The following is an 18,114-nucleotide window of genomic DNA, read 5'->3' as shown; positions in this document are numbered from 1 at the left end:
GCAGTGTCATTTTTACCGGACTTTTTGAACATCCTCTTTAAGTAGAATCCTTACGCTATATGAAAAGAACAATCTATTCCTTATTTGTTCATTAGTTAGTGTACTGGATTCTTTTTTACTTAGAGCATATTTTTGTTATGATAAACGTATTAAGATGAAAGTTGGGGAAGCAATGAAATTATCAGAGTATATAGCATTGGATGGAACCGAAATTTCAACATTAATGAATAAGAAAGAAATTACGCGAGAAGAAGTAGTAAAAGCAAGTTACACTCTCTTAGACAAGGTAAATGACCAGTTAAATGCAGTGACTCATACAAGGAAGGAAAAGGTTATCGAAGAAGTATCAGTTCCTGTTCCTCATTATCCACCACGTGAGTTTAATGGAGTACCAATATTTTTAAAAGATGGATCTCAGTCAATTGCAGGAGAACCTAGTACGAGTGGTGCCAATATATTTAAAGAGACAATCGCCTCAGAGACGTCAAATTTTGTGAAAAAGATTCAACAAGTTGGATTTCTTCCTTTAGGACATTCAACAACACCAGAATTTGCGTTAAAAAATATAACAGAATCAAAACTTCATGGTCCAACTCGAAATCCTTGGAATCACACATTTTCTCCAGGAGGATCAAGCGGTGGTGCAGCAGCACTCGTTGCATCAGGCGTTGTTCCTATCGCCGGAGCTAGTGATGGTGGTGGCTCTATTCGGATACCGGCTTCTTTTACCGGTTTATTCGGATTAAAACCAACGAGAGGAAGAACACCGGTAGGACCAGGTGTTGGTCGTCAGTGGCACGGAGCTGCAATTGATTTTGTTTTATCAAGGACAGTTCGAGATAGTGCGAGACTTTTAACCATTATGCAGACAGTTCAACAAGAAGCAGCTTTTCAAACACCATTATTTCCAAACCGTTACGAATGGGCAATGGAAGAACCATTTAAACGTCCATTAAAAATTGGTTTTACAACAGAATCACCAGTAGGGACACCAGTTTCTGATGAAGCCAAAAAAGCTGTTCATAAAGTCATTACATGGTTAGAGGAACAAGGACATTCAGTAGAACAGTCGATTCCAGATATTGATGGTGTTCAGCTAATGCGAGATTATTATTTGATGAATAGCGGAGAAATCTCAGCACTTACATACCAGTTAGAAAAAATACATAACGAAAAATTAACTTCAGACGATATAGAAATCGAAACATGGCTGCTTCATGAAGCTGGTCAAAATGTTTCGGCCGCACAATTTTCTTTAAGCTTAGCCTCATGGGACAAGGCAGCTTTGAAAATGGCTAAATACCACGAAAAATATGACCTTTATATAACGGCAGCAACAGCATATCCTGCACCGAAGATAGGAGAACTTACCCATAGTAAGGAAAGAGAAGTGGAGCTACTTGAACAAATTCAGACAGAGATTCCGGAAAAACAGCAAGAAGTCATTTATGAAATGTTTTTGCCAAGCCTGACGTACACACCATTTACACAACTTGCTAATTTAACTGGACAGCCGGCAGTTAGCGTTCCAGTCCATCTGACTGAATCAGGGCTACCTTTAGGAGTACAAATAATGGCCGCTAAAGGGAACGATCATCAATTGTTACGATTAGCTTATCAACTTGAAGATACTGGACTTTGGGTTGGAATGAAAGGTAATCCTTATTTTGATAGTAGCTCAACTTTCGCACCAATGAAGTGAGTGCCTTAATGCAAAGTGGCAACTGTTACTCGATAATTAACTAATGATAGTTAGAGCTTGTGTTTTTCATTAAATATTATACACATTCAAAAACGCATTAAAAGATGGTAATGAAAGAATATTGGAATACATATCATAATAGGAGTAAATGAACATGCAACATGAAAATGAGTGTACTTACATACGAATGATATAGGGAGAAAAGCTATGTACTTTATGGCAAATGAAGATTCTGTCATCTATGTGGGGGTTGAAATTGATGTTGGCGTAATTCGAATTGGTTTCATGAATTTAATAGAATTGCTGAACATTTCTTCCCTTTCAAACAGATAGTTATGAAAGAGTGGCTGATTTTATCGGCTAGACTGTAAATGAATTGATTGATAGGGAAGATATTGCGAACGATCGGGTGATCGGTGTTTGTATCGGTCTACCAGGATTGATTGACAATAAAGAGGGGCATCATCGAGCTCTCGGCTCAGTTTAATTGGAAGCTAGCTTCTTTGAAAAAATCCTTGAAGAAAAATTAGAATTACGAACGATATTCATAAATAATTGATATTTTTCCGCGTCAATGTTATTATCAAAATAGAATAAAATATTGATCACATGTTACTAACTTGATTAGGCATGGTGGAACTTCTAAGAGATTTTATAAAATATCTCAAGAGAACCACCATGCCTTTTTTGCTAGGCTGATTTAAAATAGGTGATCATTAGCAGCCTTTAAACTTTCCTCATTCACACTTATGACACAAGTCACTACACGACTGATAAGTGTCAAGTTAAAAACTTATTGAGCTAGGGAAGTAAGGTATATATTTTTGACGTAACATCATACTAAAAACTAGAACAAATGAACTTTAAAATAGGTTGTCTGTTGGTAAGAAGGACGATAATTGTTCAAAAAGGAGATTAGATGAATGTTTAAAAATCTATTTAAAAAATCTAAAAATCAGGAAGAACTTCATATTTATGCACCGTTGAGCGGGAAGATTGTCCCACTTGAAGAAGTGCCTGATCCTGTTTTCCGCCAAAAAATGATGGGTGAAGGTATTGCTATCATTCCGGACGAAGGTAAAGTCGTTTCTCCTATTGAAGGAAAAATTGTTCAAGTTCCTGAAACGAAGCATGCGATAGGCATCGAAGGAACGGATGGAATAGAAATTTTAATTCATGTTGGCCTGGAAACAGTGGCCTTAAAAGGTGAAGGTTTTTCAGTGAACGTAGCAACCGGGGATAAAGTATCTGTTGGAGATTCATTGCTTGACTTTGATTTAGAGTATATTAAAGAGCATGCGGATGATATCATCACGCCGATTGTTATTACTAACAGTAATGACATCGACAAAAAATTTACCATGTCCGAGGAGAAAGAGGCTCAACCGGGAAATACAGTCATCATGACAGCTTCATCTCTTTAAGCAAGACGAAACAGGAGCAAAGGTGACTAGTCATGAAAATAACAAAAATATTAAATAATAATGCCGTCATCATCATGGATGATAATCAAGAGAAGATTGCCATCGGATCAGGTGTTGGATTCAAGAAAGTGAAAAATGATCTCGTGCAACCAAATAAAATAGAGAAGCTTTTTATCTTAAGAGAGAATGAAAAATTACAGCAACTTCTTCAGCGCATTCCTGAAGAACATATTATTCTTGCGGAAGAAATCATTGATTATGCCGAAAAACATTTGGGCGTTGAATTAAACGAACATGTGCGAATTGGCCTGACAGATCATCTGTCCTTTGCGATTGAAAGGGCAGGTGAGGGAATTCATTTAAAAAATAAGCTTCTGCAAGAGATAAAAGTATTATATCGAAAAGAGTTTGAAATTGGTCTTTGGGCTCTTGAGTATATTAAAGAAAAGCTTGATGTCACAATGCCAGTTGATGAAGCTGCTTTCATAGCTCTTCATATTCATACAATGAAAATTCAAGGAGGTGATTTGCACGAAACAGTCAGGAAAACCACAATTGTAAGCGATATGGTTTCTACAATTAAGAATACATTACAGATCGATATTGAAGAAGATGATATAGCATATGAACGATTGATCACCCATCTCCGATTTGCGCTAATTAGAAGCAATGACCATAAAGTGCATACAATGGATGAAGAAATGCTGGAAATGATTAAACATAAATTTAAACTATCTTACCAATGTGCCGTCAGGGTAGCAGAAAAAGTGGCTGATGAACATGGTGTCCATTTTCCAGAAGAGGAACTAGGCTATATCACACTTCATATTGAAAGACTTAGAAAAAAGTAAGCGTACTTCGTTTTGCATTTATAAAAGTATCTATCATTTATCACCAGGTCGCTTCAATGTGCTTTTCCTGAACATCGAAAAGCTCATCACATGTATAAGATTTGAAGAGTAGAAAAGCAGTTGCTTAAATGAAATTTATAAAATGAGTAGGGAGGAAAAACAGATGATAAAATTTTTGCAGAATTTAGGCCGGGCTATCATGCTACCAGTTGCTGTATTACCTGCCGCGGCAATTTTGGCAGGAATCGGAAACTGGATTCTCGGCTTTTCACCCGATAATGTTATCGGTTCATTTATATTTACCGCAGGTACTTCTATTCTTGATAATTTAGGAGTGTTGTTTGCCGTCGGTATTGCCATCGGATTATCAAAGGATAAACATGGAGCTTCGGCTTTAAGTGGTTTAGTTGGATTTTTAGTTGTGACAAATTTAATCTCGGTTGATTCTGTGGCAAGTTTGCAGGGAATTGATCCGGAAGTTGTCAATCCTGCCTTTGAGCAGAATGAGAACGTGTTCATAGGAATTATCACGGGAATCATCGCTGCTTCAATGTATAATCGTTTCAGCGATGTTAAACTGCCTGATGCGCTTGCTTTCTTCAGCGGAAAAAGACTTGCTCCAATTATGTCAGCTGCCGCAATGGTTGTGCTTGCTGCTGTACTGTATTTCGTATGGCCCGTTGTTTATTCCTGGCTTGTCGCCTTTGGTACAGCAATCAGTAGTTTGGGGGCTGCAGGAGCAGGACTATATGGTTTCTTTAACCGGTTACTAATCCCAACAGGTCTCCATCACGCACTGAACTCTGTATTCTGGTTTGACGTAGCAGGGATTAATGATATAGGTAAATTCTTAGCGGCCGAAGGTACAAAAGGTGTCACAGGCATGTATCAAGCAGGATTTTTCCCGATTATGATGTTCGGTTTACCTGCAGCCGGTTTAGCGATGTATCATACAGCTAAAACAGCCCGTAAGAAAACAGCTGCATCCTTAATGATGGCAGCTGCATTCGCTGCATTTTTCACAGGTGTCACAGAACCACTTGAGTTCGCTTTCATGTTCCTTGCACCTGCCCTGTATGTAGTTCATGCACTCTTAACAGGATTGTCACTCTTTATCGCTGCAACATTCCAGTGGACGTCAGGTTTCGGATTTAGTGCTGGATTTGTTGACTATATATTACATTTTACAAATCCAATTGCTAACCGGCCATACATGTTGCTCGTTCAAGGGCTTGTGTTTGCCGTCATTTATTACTTCTTATTCCGATTCTTGATTGTTAAATTTGACTTAAAAACACCAGGCCGTGAAGACGGAGATGAACTTGAAAACACCCAAGAAGTAGAAGGTGGAGACGTTCCAAAAGAAGAGGATCAAACCGCTGTGATGGCTGCTCAAATTTACGAAGGTCTTGGCGGAGATGACAATGTCGCATCTGTTGATTACTGTACAACGCGTCTACGTGTTGAGGTTAAGGACATGGATAAAGTGGATGAAGAAAAAATTAAATCGACAGGTGTTCCGGGAACGAATGTCGTAGGAAAACATAATATTCAGGTCATCGTCGGAACAAGTGTCCAGTTTGTCGCTGACGCTATTGAAAAAATCCGAAAAAATAAATGATGAGAGAAGAGCTGTCCTTTGCGGGGATGGCTTTTCTTTTAGTGATAAAGGAGATGCCATTAGGTGAGAGCTGTCTTTTTAGACCGAGATAGTACCATTGGTGGTACAGGCGGAGTGCATCCATTAGACGTTTCATTGTATGATTTTTCCCCTAAAGCGATAAGATCGCTTAACGACAATGGAATAAAAGTATTTCTTTTTACGAATCAAACACGAGTAGGAAGAGGATATTTTACAGAGACAGCTTTGCTAAACGGATTTAAGCTGATGGAGGAAGAACTAGCGAGCCACTCTGCGTTTCTGGATGATATTTTCTATTGCCCACATAAGCCTGAGGACAGATGCAGTTGTCAAAAATCAAATATTGGATTGATGTTAAAAGCAAAAGAGATGTGCACATTTAATTCTCGAAGAATGTTATGTTGTAGGTGATAAGCAGTACTGATATGATAGCTGATGACAGAGCAGGTACAAAAAAGTGCTCGTTAAAACAGGTTGGGGAGAAGGGTCACTGACTAAAGATCGCAAGCATTGGGAAACGATTGAACCGATTATGTCGCGTCTCATCTTCTAGATGCAGTTAATTGGATTATAATTAATTTAAAAAGAGAAAAATTTCGAACTTAATAAAGTCGTGAGATGAATTGGTTAGGTTAGTCTTGAATCTTCCTTTAGAGTTATCATTGTACAGTACCAAAGATTATGCTATTCGTTTAAATACGCTTTGAAAACTCATGCATCTGCAACTGGCATAGAACGAGAAGCAATGAAAATTGTGCAGCAGGAACCAAATTCCAAGTTAGCAAAATTATATTCCTCTCATCAGCAACTGACCGCTAAAGATGTGTTTCAATTAGCGGAAGCAGGGGACGCACATTCATAGGAAATTATTAACCAATTAGTTGATTATCTTGGATTTGTTTTGGCAAACGTTGGAACAGTCGTTAATTCATATAAAATATTAATTGGTGGCGGCCTATCACAAGCAGGAATTACATTTGTACAACAAATAGAGGCATCTTTTAAAAAACATTCTCTTCGTTGGATTAGTCAAACTACACAAGTAGAAATCGCAAAGATAGGCAATGATGCAGGAATTATTGGTGCTGGTTATTTGATTAAAACAGCACTGAGTAAGGAGACAGCAACATGTTATTAGAAGTGATTGGAACATCTTTAAAGGATGTAAAAGCAGCTGAAAAGTATTATGCTGATCGAGTAGAGCTATGTCAGAGTATAGCTGAAGATGGATTAACTCCGAGTTATGGACTAATAAAGTCAGCTGTAGAAGCAGTGGATATACCGATCAATGTAATGGTTAGGCCTCATAATAAATCATTTGTTTATGATAAAGATGATCTCATAACGATTTGTCATGATATTCAAGCAATTAAACAGATAGGAGCTAATGGGATCGTTATTGGCTCTCTTACACGAGAAGGAACAATCGATGAGCCTGCGTTAAAAGTCTTATTGGAAGCGGCTGACGGCTTAGAAGTTACTTTTCATCGAGCATTTGATTTTGTAAGTGATCAAATGGAAGCATTAGAAACAATCCTTAAGTACAAGCAAATTACAACTATTTTAACAGCTGGCGGTGATGGACTTGCAACCGATTCAGCATCAAATTTAATTCGCTTAATTGAAAGAGCAAAAGGAGCGAATTTGACGATTATGCCGGGGCATGGATTACGGATTGAAACATTACGGTCATTTTATGAAGAAGTCCAACCAAAGGCACTTCATTTTGGTTCAGGTGTAAGAGAAAATTTCGATTTTGATAAGGATCTTTCTAAAGAACAAATTACCAGAATTAAAGAGTTAACCAAAGCGAAATAAAGGCTCATTTTTAGTAGACGTAATGAAGCCTTCATGGTATTAACAAATATTAAAATCATAAATATCATAAAATGAATATCATTACTCGCGTAGAAAAAAGAAATCTGAGGCTTACTTCATGCCTTAGGTTTCTATTTTTCTTGCATTCAAAGTTACTTTAATATTAGTGGGTCGTTTGTTATTAATCCGTCGATACCTAATCCTTGGTATATTTTTGCCTGGTCTCGATTATTGACCGTATAAATATTCACTTCTATATTTCGTTCATGAGCTTCGTCAATCATCTCTTCCGTTACATAGAAATGGTTAGGATGAATGCTATAAATATGTAAACCTGTATTCTGTATATAATCAAATAAGTTAATTAAGTTTATATGAAATAGTAATCCTATTTTTGCATTTGGGTCAATATTTGTTAATCTTTGTAAACTAACATGATCAAAAGATGAATAGACAACTTTATGTTCAACGCCATGACGGTAAACGAGATCAAGGACTTTTCGTTCCAAGTCTTTAGGGATAACAGGACCATTTTTTAATTCAATATGAATCGTTATTGGTTTATCACCGATCAATGATAGAGTTTCATCCAAGGTGGGTATCGTTTCTCCTTTAAATTTTTTACTAAACGTTGATCCGAAATCAAGTTTTTTCAATTGGTTTAAAGTCATATTGTGTATAAATCCTTTTCCGTTACTCGTTCGATTCACTGTAGCATCATGGCAAATGACAGGTACATTATCTTTTGTAAGTCTGACATCTAGTTCAATTCCATCTGCTCCTTGATCAAGTGCTTTTTGAAAAGCGGCTAACGTATTTTCAGGAGCATATGTAGAAGCACCTCTATGTGCAATAATATTCATTATTTTTATCCTCTCTTTCAAAAGCTTATTCCCACTATAACAAAATGTACATAATATTTCTCGCTATTAAATCATAATATATATTATAGTAATTATGTTAAAAATCTAAAATTAACTTCTCGTTTTTTTGATGAAATCTAAAATGAATGAAAACGTTAATAAAGGTGATGGACATATGGAAACCACAGATGTTGTTATTATCGGTGGAGGTGTAATTGGAACTTCCATTGCATTTCGTTTGGCAAAACTTTTTAAAAAGATTGTAGTAATTGAAAAAGGAGAAGTTGGTGGACAAACTTCTGCATCCTGTGACAAAGCAATTTTTTTACAATCAAAAAGACCTGGATTTCCTAGTAAACTAGCAAAAGCGAGCAGTAATATGTATAGAAATCTTGAGGAAGAACTTGATATGTCCGTTGAATATAAGCAATCTGGTGGAATGATAGTGATCGAATCAGAATCGCATCTCCCTTTTATGGAGTCTTTTATTAAAAGTCAACGAATGGCAGGGATGGATGTAAAACTACTGGATAAAGAGGAAACACTAAGACAACAACCTTGCTTTTCCTCTCATGTATTTGGATCTACTTATTGTAAGGATGATGCTGAAGTAAATCCTTTATTATTAAGTCAAGCTTTTGCTGATGCAGCAATAAGAGATGGCGTGGATATACGTACTCACACGGAAGTTATCCGTATTAAAGTGAGAAAAGGAAAAGTTACTTGTGTGGAAACTAATAAAGGAAAAATAGCGACTAATCTAGTTATTAATGCAGCAGGCCCGTTCGCAAGCAGTATAGCTAAAATGGTGAACGTAGATTTACCAATAAAGCCGCGACGAGGGGTCATTTTAATTACAGAAAAAGTTGGACCAATCATTAATGGCAGTATTTTATGCTCGCAATATCTTGCTGCAAAACATTTAACCCCAGAAGAAAAATTATCGCCCTTTGGAATAGGTCTTTCATTGGGGCAGACAGAGAGTGGGAATTTATTAATCGGTGGAAGCAGAGAATTTGTTGGGTTCAACAAAAAAGTTTCTACCGAAGTTTTCTCTGAAATAGCCCGTCATGCTTGCCGAATTGCTCCTGTCTTAGGTAATTTGCGAATCATTCGCACGATGGTTGGTTTCAGACCGTTTACTGGAGACGGATTACCGATTATTGATGAAGCACCAGGTGTTCAAGGGCTAATTATTGCAGCAGGGCATGAAGGAGATGGAATTGCTCTAGCTCCGATTACGGGAAAACTTGTCGCTGACTTAGTCCAAGGCAAAAAGAATAATTTATTAGATGGCTTAAAACTGGAACGATTTGCACTTGGAAGTTAAATGATTAAAATGAAAAATTTTAAGGTGGTGTAATGACGTATAAATTGAAAAATGCAAAGCTTGGAATTCTCATGTTAGACAATCATTTTCATAGACCTGTCGGTGATATAGGGAATAAAGATACTTTTTCATTTCCAGTTGCATATAAGACAGTAGTGGGAGCAACGATTAACCGAGCTGTACGTGAAGCGGATGCCCATTTAGTTGCAGCGTTTATTAAAGCGGCAAAAGAATTTGAACAAGAAGGTATTCAAGCTATTTCAACGAGTTGTGGATTTTTAGCGATTTTTCAAAAGGAAATTCAAACAGCACTACATGTACCATTTTTATCATCAAGTCTCCTACAGATTCCTTTTATCAGTATGATAGCAGGTGAGCCAATCGGAGTGATTACTGCTTCAAAAACGAGTTTAACAACAAAACATTTAAATGGTGTTAACGCATTAGGATATCAGCTTGTTATCGAGGGAATGGATGAGATGTCTAATTTTACCGGTGCAATCATCGATGAAATGATATGCCTTAATGAAACGGCAGTATATGGAGAAATGAAGCAAGTTACTACTAAACTTATAAAAGAAAACCCAGATCTTAAAGCAATTGTTTTAGAATGCACAAACATGCCTCCGTACCTACGAGCTATTAGGGAAATAACGAATATACCAATTTTCGATTGCAATACATTAATAGAATCTGTATATAGGAGTTTGCCAGATTAATTGATTTATTTTTTGTAAGAGTAAGTTTTGGTGAAAGTTAGTACTATCAAGCAAAACTAAAAAACGAAGGGGATTGGTTTTATGCTTGAAATTGTTCTGCCGTTATTATTGCTTTTTATCATTGCCTTAGTAAAGCAGATTCCGAAAATTGGAGGAAATATTAGAGTTGCGTTAATCGTTGCTGCAATTACCTCTGCCATCATTTCTGGTCTTGGTCCAATGGAAACAGTTTTGGCTTTTATTGATGGGATTGATCGACTCTCATGGGTCATTATGCTATCTGTTTTCGGTTCTTTATATGCCGAATCGCAAGTTAAGCTTGGAGCGATGGACACGACATTAAATAGTCTTCGTTCAGCATTTGGAAATTCACCAAAAGGGTTAATTGCTGCAATTTTTATTACATTAATAATTGCAGGTTCTTTTCTTGGTGATGCAATTGCAGCAGCAACCGTAATTGGCTTTTTAGTGATTCATTCTTTATATGAATTAAAAGTAAAACCGGAACAAATAGGGATGATTATTTTAGTTGGGGCTTCTGTTGGTTCAATAATGCCACCGATAACGCAAGGTATTTTTCTTTCTTCTTCTTTGATTGGTATTGACCCAAGTCCTGTCATAAAAATTGGTTATATCACTGTCGCGATCGGAGGAGTATTTGCAATCCTTGAGTCTTTCCGATTTGTAAAAGGTAAGCAGATGCCTGAACATTTAAAAACAACCCAATCTATATTTCAAATAATAAAAGAAAAATGGAACACGCTCATCCCGTTAGCCATACTTATTGCAATCGTTATTGCAAATACACTCTTTGAGTATAATATTTTCTCAGAATGGGCTATATTTGCTGCCATATTGGAGCCAATCAAGGAAGTACCAATTCTACAAGGAATATCTTTCCAAGTAGTTTCCGCTATTATTATTGCTATTTTCGTTAGTTTTTTATTTCCATCGGTTTGGAAAGAAACAAAAGGTGTATTAAAAGGTGGACTTACAAAAGTTAGCCAAACAGTCCAAATTCAACTTTGTGCGGGGATTATGGTTGGAGTTTTTTATGCATCTGGATTAATTGACAAGGTTGCAGCGATGACAGAAGGATTAGCGGCATCAATGATCAAAATTGGCGGTGCTGCATCGATTGTCGTTGTAGGAATGTTGACCGGATCACAAACTACCGCTCAGACAGTAAATGTTACATTTTTAGGTCCTATTTTAGAAAATATGAATGTCGATCCAACGTTAATTGCACTCGGGGCTTCTCATATCGCGGCGGCTGGACAAAATATGCCACCAGTTGGGTTAACTGCTTTTGTCGTTTGTGGATTAATCGGCGGAATTTTAAGTAAAGAAGTTGATCCGATTAAAGTGATGATACTAGCACTACCAAATTCTTTTTACTTCTTGCTTGTTGGTCTAATTGCCTGGTTTATTTAAGTTCATAGTAGAACGAACCTTCGTATTATTTTCTAGTTGATAAAGATTCAGCGAAATTGCCTGGAAATTCAGCGGTTTTCCTTAAGTATTCATCGAATACACAAATAAATTCATCGATTAAACCAAAATTTCAGCGTGTGATTCCGTATCCCATATGTACAAAAAAATCCGCTCATCTGGCAGCGGATTTGTTTAAAATACTGTTCGTTATCTAATTCTTAATTCTGTTTCAGGATCAAAGAAGTGACAATTATCCATATCAAAATGAAGCTTCAATGTAGAGCCCGCTACAATTCCAGTTCGAGCATCGATTCGGGATACAACATTTTGTCCATTCACTTCTCCATATACGATCGTTTCAGATCCCATTAATTCAGCGACGTCAACACGAATGTCAATATTTAATTCATTTGAATAGTCTTGGTTAGAAGTAGCGTCATAAATGTCTTCAGGACGGATACCAAGAATCACTTCTTTGTTGTCAAATCCTTTATCTTTCAACATTTTTAATTTGTTTTCAGGGATTTTAACTGAATTCTCTCCTAATTGGATATGACCATTTGTAACGGTTCCATGTAGGAAGTTCATTGCAGGCGATCCAATAAAACCACCGACAAACACATTTTCCGGATTATCATAAATTTCTTTCGGTGTTCCAACCTGTTGAATGATTCCATCTTTCATAACTACAAGACGAGTTGCCATTGTCATCGCTTCTGTTTGGTCGTGAGTAACGTAAATGGTTGTTGTCTGTAAACGATTGTGAAGCTTTTGAATTTCTGCACGCATTTGAACCCGTAATTTAGCATCTAAATTTGATAAAGGTTCATCCATTAAGAACACTTTTGGATCCCTAACAATTGCTCTTCCTAAAGCAACACGCTGGCGTTGTCCACCTGAAAGTGCTTTCGGTTTTCTGTCTAAAAAGTCTTCCAGTCCTAAAATTTTAGCAGCATCGTCTACACGCTTTTTTATCTCATCTTTTTTAAACTTTCGTAATTTTAATCCAAATGCCATATTGTCATAAACATTCATATGTGGGTAAAGTGCATAGTTTTGGAAAACCATCGCAATGTCACGGTCTTTTGGTGCAACATCATTCATTAAGTTATTGTCAATATATAATTCACCATCAGAGATTTCCTCCAGTCCCGCAATCATCCGTAGAGTTGTAGACTTTCCACAACCGGAAGGACCTACAAATACGATAAATTCTTTATCTTCAATATGTAAATTAAAGTCTTTAACCGCTACAACATCTTTTCCATATATTTTTTTGATATTATTTAGTTTAAGTTCTGCCATCTCTTCATCCCCTTAAATTTTATCTTACTGTAATTGTAAAATAATACAGCGCTTTCATATATGACAAAATTGCACAAAGATTTGTCTGCTTTATGTGCAAATTGACGAATGAAGAGAAGTATTAACTTTTTTTAGCTACTAGTGCCAGTTTAACAGCAAGCGCTTGATCAAACTTTTGGATATTAATACCGGTTTCATTCGTAAACTTATCGATTCGGTATTGTAAACTATTTCTGTGCATGTACATTTTTTTCGCGGTTTCGGAGACATTTAAATTGTGATTAAAAAACATTTCTAACGTTTTTAACATTTCCTCATCGTCTTCAAATTTTTTTAAAACAGATGTGATTAACTGTTTTTTCGTTTGTTTATCCGTTTGATTTAATAGTAAGTAAGGGATAGATTGTTGATAGCTAATTACTTCTTCGTTTGTTAATTGAAAAATTATTTTGCCACCTTTTAATAAAGAAGTATAATATTGTTTTATATCGCTACTATTAGCCTGTATATCTCCAATATAAAAATGAATATGAACCGATAAATCTGCCATTAAAATATCGATAATTTGGGCATAATCAATTTGTTCTTCTGTAATGGAAATTTCCTCGACTAAAATTCCAGTCGTTTCATCCTCCCATAATATAGGAACATACTTACCAAATAATTCAGTAATTGCTGCTTTAAAGGAAGTAGGATCAATTTGGTCTGGCTGAATCGTAAAATAAATGAATCGAAAAGGGGATAAGTGAGCTGTACTCGACTTTTCCGCTATTAAGTCGTACCAATACTCTTCTTCGTTTGTTTTTTCAGGTAAAAGTTGATTATATCGTTTTAATAAAGTGGATAATAGGATCAGGTCCTTTTTGGAAAGTTCTTTTCGAAGTATACCAAATACTTCTTTTTGATCCGTTATAAACCAAACGTAGTCATTTACGTGTTCTTGTTTTTGTTGGTCATACCTAATGATAGATGGATAAATTGTTTTTAATTGATTTAACATAAGAGCAAAACTCCTTGTGTGGATTTAAGAGGATGTTCAAAAAGTCCGGTAAAAATGACACTTCGAATTTCTTTGTTGGCTTGTTTCTCCGCCGCTCATGTATTTAAATGCATACATTCCGCTGACGGGAGCTGCGCCGCCTCGAATTTCTTGATCCTTTTTAACCTCCTTTTTGAACACGCACTTTAAGGTCTTTTTTAATATATTACCAAATTTAATCGTGAAGTTGTATAATAGGCAAGTATGATAAGTGAGTGAGGAGAAGATAACATGAGTAAAAATGAAGTAGTATTAGTTATCGATTTTGGAAGTCCATATACGCAAATGTTGATGAGACAGATTCGAAGTCTCGGAGTGTATAGTGAATTACGCTCCCATACAGTAACTGCTAAAGAGGTACAGGCTATTTTTCCCAAAGCAATTATCTTATCTGGTGGGCCGTATCATATTCATGATGAACATAAATATCGGATTGATGCTTCACTCTATTCAAGTGGTATTCCGATCTTAGGAATTTGCTATGGAGCTCAGTTAATAACCAACCATTTTGGTGGAAAGGTTAAGCATATAACAGAACGATCATATGAGACGGAAACCATAACGATTGAACGTGACGCCCAATTGTTTAGTGACTTAGATAAAGAACAAGGTGTATACATAAGCAAAGGGGATACTATTTCTACTGTACCAGATCAATTTCAAATAGATGCAAAAACGGAAGATGGAACGATTGCAGCAATTAGTAATGAACCTGAAAAAGTGTTCGGCATTCAATTTTCCCCTGAAGTAAAAGAGTCTGAGTATGGAAAAGATGTGCTTAAAAATTTCTTGTTTACTGTTAGCAATTGTAAAGGTGATTGGACGATAGAAAGGTTTATAGAAACGGAAAAAGCTCATATAAAAGAAGTTGTTGGAGATAGAAAAGTTCTATGTGCATTAAGTGGTGGAGTAGATTCTTCTGTCGTTGCAGCCTTGATCCATAAAGCGATTGGGGATCAGTTAACTTGTATTTTTGTTGACCATGGATTATTACGAAAAAACGAAGCGAACGAAGTTATGGAATCATTAGCTGAAGATTTTCATATGAATATTATTCAAATCGATGCAGCTGACCGCTTTTTATCAAAACTTTCTGGTGTAGACGATCCTGAGAAAAAGCGAAAAATTATTGGGAACGAATTTATTGAAGTTTTTGATGAAGAAGCAGGTAAATTAACAGATGTTGACTTTTTAGCACAAGGGACGCTTTACAGTGACGTAATTGAAAGTGGAACTGAGATGGGTAAAATGGTCAAGTCCCACCATAATGTAGGTGGACTACCTGAGGACATGCAATTTAAACTTATCGAGCCAATTCGTACTCTCTTTAAAGATGAAGTGAGAGAACTCGGTACAGCATTAGGATTGCCAGATAAAATTGTTTGGAGACAACCATTCCCAGGACCCGGACTTGGAATTCGTGTCCTCGGTGAGGTAACAAAAGAAAAGTTAGAGATCGTAAGAGAAGCAGATGCTATTTTACGTGAAGAAATTGCCTTGGCAGGATTAGATCGTGATATTTGGCAATACTTTGCAGTACTACCGAACATTCGTAGTGTAGGTGTACGTGAAGATGCAAGGTCCTATGATTATACCGTTGGACTTCGCGCGGTTCATTCAGTCGACGGCATGACATCGGATTGGGCACGTATTGATTGGGATATTTTAGAGAAAATTTCTCGTCGTATTGTTGCGGAAGTAGAGCAAGTGAATCGTGTCGTGTATGATATTACAAGTAAACCGCCGGCGACGATTGAGTGGGAGTAGTAATAGGTGCCCTAAAAGCCTTGGTAACACTGGGTTTTTAGGGCTTTTATATTTTCTTTGGCACAGTTATGGCACACTTCGAAAAGTCGTTCTCACAAATTGGTTACTGCTGTAATGTTCAATTTGTGTATCCTCGCTTGTTTTGAACTGAATTACATTACTTAACCTGTTGGCAACTTGAAAGTTACTGTTTGGATAAAGGTGTCCATAAGTACCTAAAGTGGTCTGTACATCTTCGTGTCCCAGTCTATCTTTAATTACTAAAGGATTTTCTCCCATACTAATTAACAAAGAAGCATGCGAGTGTCTGAGACCATGAATCTTAATTCGATGGACATTAGCAGCTTTGGAAAAACGTCTAATCGAATGAGTAACAGTGTGCTTTTGAGTCGGAATGCCATTGTAAGACAATATGAAATTGGTCTTACATTGTTTCTGTTGGATTTCTTTCCATTCCTGTAATAAACGCAGTGTGTCAGAATCTAAAGCAATAACACGAATGCTTGCTTTGGTTTTAGGTTCGGTAAAGCGGTAATCCGCAGCATTCTTATAATAGAGTGTTTTAGAAATATCTAATGTGCCTTTTTCAAAGTCCACATCATCCCATTGTAAGGCAGAGGCTTCACCAATACGCATACCTGTCATGAATAAAAGCCAGATAATGATAAATTGAAAATGCTGAAAGTAATCGCCTAGATAAATCTTGGATATAACAGCCTCAAATTCTTCCTTCGTCCAAAAGTCAATTTCGGCTGTAACTTTTTTAACATTTCCAATTATCTTTGATGGATTTTCTTTCATTAAACCTAATACAATCGCTCTATCAAAAGCTAAGGATAATAAACCTTGTATGCCTCGAACGTATTGACTAGAGTATTTTTCGGTAGCGTTTAATTGCCATCTTTGCAAGATTAATGGCGTGATATCTGAAAGACTTACGTTATAAAAATAAGCAAAGTGTTTATTTATTGTGTGTTGCCTATTCTCAAAAGTGCTTTCTTTAACTTGGTTCTTATACCAAGGTACAAAAAACTCCTTCGTAAACTTCTCAAAAGTCATACTACTGTTTGGGTTATAAGCACCTTCACTATGATCTAAAATCAATTTAGCATAAGCGTTTTCAGCTTCCGCTTTAGTTTTAAATCCACTCATTCTTTTTTGTATTCTTTTTCCTGTGACTGGATCAAATCCTAAACTTACCCTAAATTGATATGTTCCATTGGGGTGTTTCTTCACTTTAATCATTGTTTTTCCTTTCCTTGATTAAAGCAGCCTCACTGGAACCACAAGATTTTAATAAATCTTCTTGATTAAGTGTTATTCCCAATATCTCTTCTACAGCTTCTACTGGTACTCGACCTAATTTTTTCGTATTGTAGAAACCATATCCTTTCTGCACCATTAGACATTTAGCCTGACGGATAATGTCACGGGAGAAAGATGGACCATAACCTAAAGCAATTAAGTCTTTACGGGTTATAGTAATTATCATATTGCTCCTTTCTCGGTCGAGCCAATACAATATATATTTATTATACCATGCTTCATGATGTTTTTTGATAGAGCAAACTTTAAAAATCAGACGGCTGTTGGTACAGCTCCACGGGAATTTCACCCCTGCAAGTATTTCTTCCAGCCTACTAATAGCTTGCGACGCTTTGAATGCTCGAACCATGACGGTAGGGGAGTATCATTATCCTAACTAATGAGTTATCGCCAGCAATTCACCACGATTGCATTAGATTCATAGATAATCGCTCGTTTCCAAAGAAAGTCATGGCGCAAGAATCAAGTAGCTCATCATCAGCAGAATGTATCTGATTTTTTGCTTATACTGCACAGTGTTATTTTCTGTGCTTTCTTTGTTAAAGAACAAACATATGATTAATGAAAGGGAAAACTTAACCATTATTTCATCAAATCTTGAAAGGTGAAACCGCTTCACAATCTTCGCTCGTAAGCAATCATGTGTATTTTTATCCATCCCTGATGCGTAGTTCCTTGTTCAACACGGAGCTATGCGTAGACAGGCTTTTCATATAGCTTCCATAATGCAGAACGACCACTTTCATTGCTTCTGCAAGTAATTTTGAAGTGAGCCACTTGAAAACCTTGTCTTTCTTTTCCTTCATATGGATACTGCAAAGTGGGCGATGATTTCCCCTTTCATAACCTTCAACAAGACTTTTTATGAAATGCCAAATGAAATCATTATTTTTT

General features: G+C 36.5%; 17 protein-coding genes and 1 pseudogene. 12 read left to right on the top strand and 6 right to left on the bottom strand.

What is annotated here, in order from left to right; genetic code table 11:
- The first annotated feature begins 172 nt into the window (after positions 1-172).
- The 8 genes from SPD89_RS11560 to SPD89_RS11525 all read left to right on the top strand — a co-directional run bounded on the left by SPD89_RS11560 (position 173) and on the right by SPD89_RS11525 (position 7,437).
- Complete coding sequence (locus SPD89_RS11560; RefSeq protein ID WP_336262107.1) at positions 173-1,702, top strand: amidase family protein; 1,530 nt, start codon at positions 173-175, stop codon at positions 1,700-1,702.
- A 207-nt stretch (positions 1,703-1,909) separates the two neighbouring features.
- Complete coding sequence (locus SPD89_RS11555; RefSeq protein ID WP_336262106.1) at positions 1,910-2,035, top strand: hypothetical protein; 126 nt, start codon at positions 1,910-1,912, stop codon at positions 2,033-2,035.
- A 590-nt stretch (positions 2,036-2,625) separates the two neighbouring features.
- Positions 2,626-3,126, top strand: coding sequence for a PTS sugar transporter subunit IIA (locus SPD89_RS11550; protein ID WP_336262105.1), 501 nt, complete (start codon positions 2,626-2,628; stop codon positions 3,124-3,126).
- 32 nt (positions 3,127-3,158) lie between these two features.
- Positions 3,159-3,977, top strand: coding sequence for a PRD domain-containing protein (locus tag SPD89_RS11545; protein ID WP_336262104.1), 819 nt, complete (start codon positions 3,159-3,161; stop codon positions 3,975-3,977).
- Between the two features lie 163 nt (positions 3,978-4,140).
- Positions 4,141-5,598 (top strand): N-acetylglucosamine-specific PTS transporter subunit IIBC, encoded by a 1,458-nt coding sequence (gene nagE, locus SPD89_RS11540; protein WP_336262103.1) that lies wholly within the window; start codon positions 4,141-4,143, stop codon positions 5,596-5,598.
- A 63-nt stretch (positions 5,599-5,661) separates the two neighbouring features.
- Positions 5,662-6,030, top strand: a complete 369-nt coding sequence (locus SPD89_RS11535; RefSeq protein ID WP_336262102.1) for an HAD-IIIA family hydrolase — start codon at positions 5,662-5,664, stop codon at positions 6,028-6,030.
- Positions 6,031-6,484: 454 nt separating this feature from the next.
- Positions 6,485-6,757: an ROK family protein gene (locus SPD89_RS11530; RefSeq protein WP_336262151.1), complete on the top strand. Its 273-nt coding sequence runs from the start codon at positions 6,485-6,487 to the stop codon at positions 6,755-6,757.
- Entirely contained in the window at positions 6,748-7,437 is a 690-nt protein-coding gene (locus tag SPD89_RS11525; protein WP_336262101.1) for a copper homeostasis protein CutC, read from the top strand. The genes SPD89_RS11530 and SPD89_RS11525 overlap by 10 nt, the downstream gene beginning before the upstream one ends.
- Before the next feature lie 152 nt (positions 7,438-7,589).
- On the opposite strand, the gene SPD89_RS11520 is transcribed toward SPD89_RS11525, so the two are convergent.
- Entirely contained in the window at positions 7,590-8,300 is a 711-nt protein-coding gene (locus SPD89_RS11520; RefSeq protein WP_336262100.1) for a glycerophosphodiester phosphodiesterase, read from the bottom strand.
- Between the two features lie 142 nt (positions 8,301-8,442).
- Here SPD89_RS11520 and SPD89_RS11515 point away from each other — a divergent pair, with 142 nt between their 5' ends.
- The 3 genes from SPD89_RS11515 to SPD89_RS11505 all read left to right on the top strand — a co-directional run bounded on the left by SPD89_RS11515 (position 8,443) and on the right by SPD89_RS11505 (position 11,783).
- Positions 8,443-9,630, top strand: coding sequence for an NAD(P)/FAD-dependent oxidoreductase (locus SPD89_RS11515; RefSeq protein ID WP_336262099.1), 1,188 nt, complete (start codon positions 8,443-8,445; stop codon positions 9,628-9,630).
- 32 nt (positions 9,631-9,662) lie between these two features.
- On the top strand, positions 9,663-10,349 hold the full coding sequence (locus SPD89_RS11510; protein ID WP_336262098.1) for an aspartate/glutamate racemase family protein: 687 nt from the start codon (positions 9,663-9,665) through the stop codon (positions 10,347-10,349).
- An 81-nt stretch (positions 10,350-10,430) separates the two neighbouring features.
- Positions 10,431-11,783 carry a TRAP transporter large permease subunit gene (locus tag SPD89_RS11505; RefSeq protein ID WP_336262097.1) on the top strand — a complete coding sequence of 451 codons (1,353 nt, stop codon included), beginning with the start codon at positions 10,431-10,433 and terminating at the stop codon, positions 11,781-11,783.
- 207 nt (positions 11,784-11,990) lie between these two features.
- Here SPD89_RS11505 and SPD89_RS11500 read toward each other — a convergent pair whose 3' ends face one another.
- Both SPD89_RS11500 and SPD89_RS11495 read right to left on the bottom strand, forming a co-directional pair.
- Positions 11,991-13,088 carry an ABC transporter ATP-binding protein gene (locus SPD89_RS11500; RefSeq protein ID WP_336262096.1) on the bottom strand — a complete coding sequence of 366 codons (1,098 nt, stop codon included), beginning with the start codon at positions 13,086-13,088 and terminating at the stop codon, positions 11,991-11,993.
- A 121-nt stretch (positions 13,089-13,209) separates the two neighbouring features.
- Complete coding sequence (locus SPD89_RS11495) at positions 13,210-14,088, bottom strand: PucR family transcriptional regulator (RefSeq protein WP_336262095.1); 879 nt, start codon at positions 14,086-14,088, stop codon at positions 13,210-13,212.
- A gap of 270 nt (positions 14,089-14,358) precedes the next feature.
- Between SPD89_RS11495 and guaA the strand changes: the two genes are divergently transcribed.
- Positions 14,359-15,894, top strand: coding sequence for a glutamine-hydrolyzing GMP synthase (guaA, locus tag SPD89_RS11490; RefSeq protein ID WP_336262094.1), 1,536 nt, complete (start codon positions 14,359-14,361; stop codon positions 15,892-15,894).
- 66 nt (positions 15,895-15,960) lie between these two features.
- Here the strand turns inward: guaA and SPD89_RS11485 are convergent, their stop codons facing one another.
- From SPD89_RS11485 to SPD89_RS11475, 3 genes and pseudogenes are all read right to left on the bottom strand, one after another.
- Entirely contained in the window at positions 15,961-17,139 is a 1,179-nt protein-coding gene (locus SPD89_RS11485; RefSeq protein WP_336262093.1) for a site-specific integrase, read from the bottom strand.
- Positions 17,132-17,383, bottom strand: a complete 252-nt coding sequence (locus SPD89_RS11480) for a DUF3173 domain-containing protein (RefSeq protein WP_336262150.1) — start codon at positions 17,381-17,383, stop codon at positions 17,132-17,134. Before SPD89_RS11480 ends, SPD89_RS11485 begins: the two co-directional genes overlap by 8 nt.
- Positions 17,384-17,870: 487 nt before the next feature.
- Positions 17,871-18,114: pseudogene (locus tag SPD89_RS11475) on the bottom strand (hypothetical protein); the annotation flags it as partial.

It is taken from the genome of Pseudogracilibacillus sp. SO30301A (assembly GCF_037072025.1).
Taxonomy (GTDB): domain Bacteria; phylum Bacillota; class Bacilli; order Bacillales; family Amphibacillaceae; genus Pseudogracilibacillus.
The sequence above is the reverse complement of the archived record's forward strand: the minus strand, read 5'-3'. Positions and strand labels throughout refer to the sequence as shown.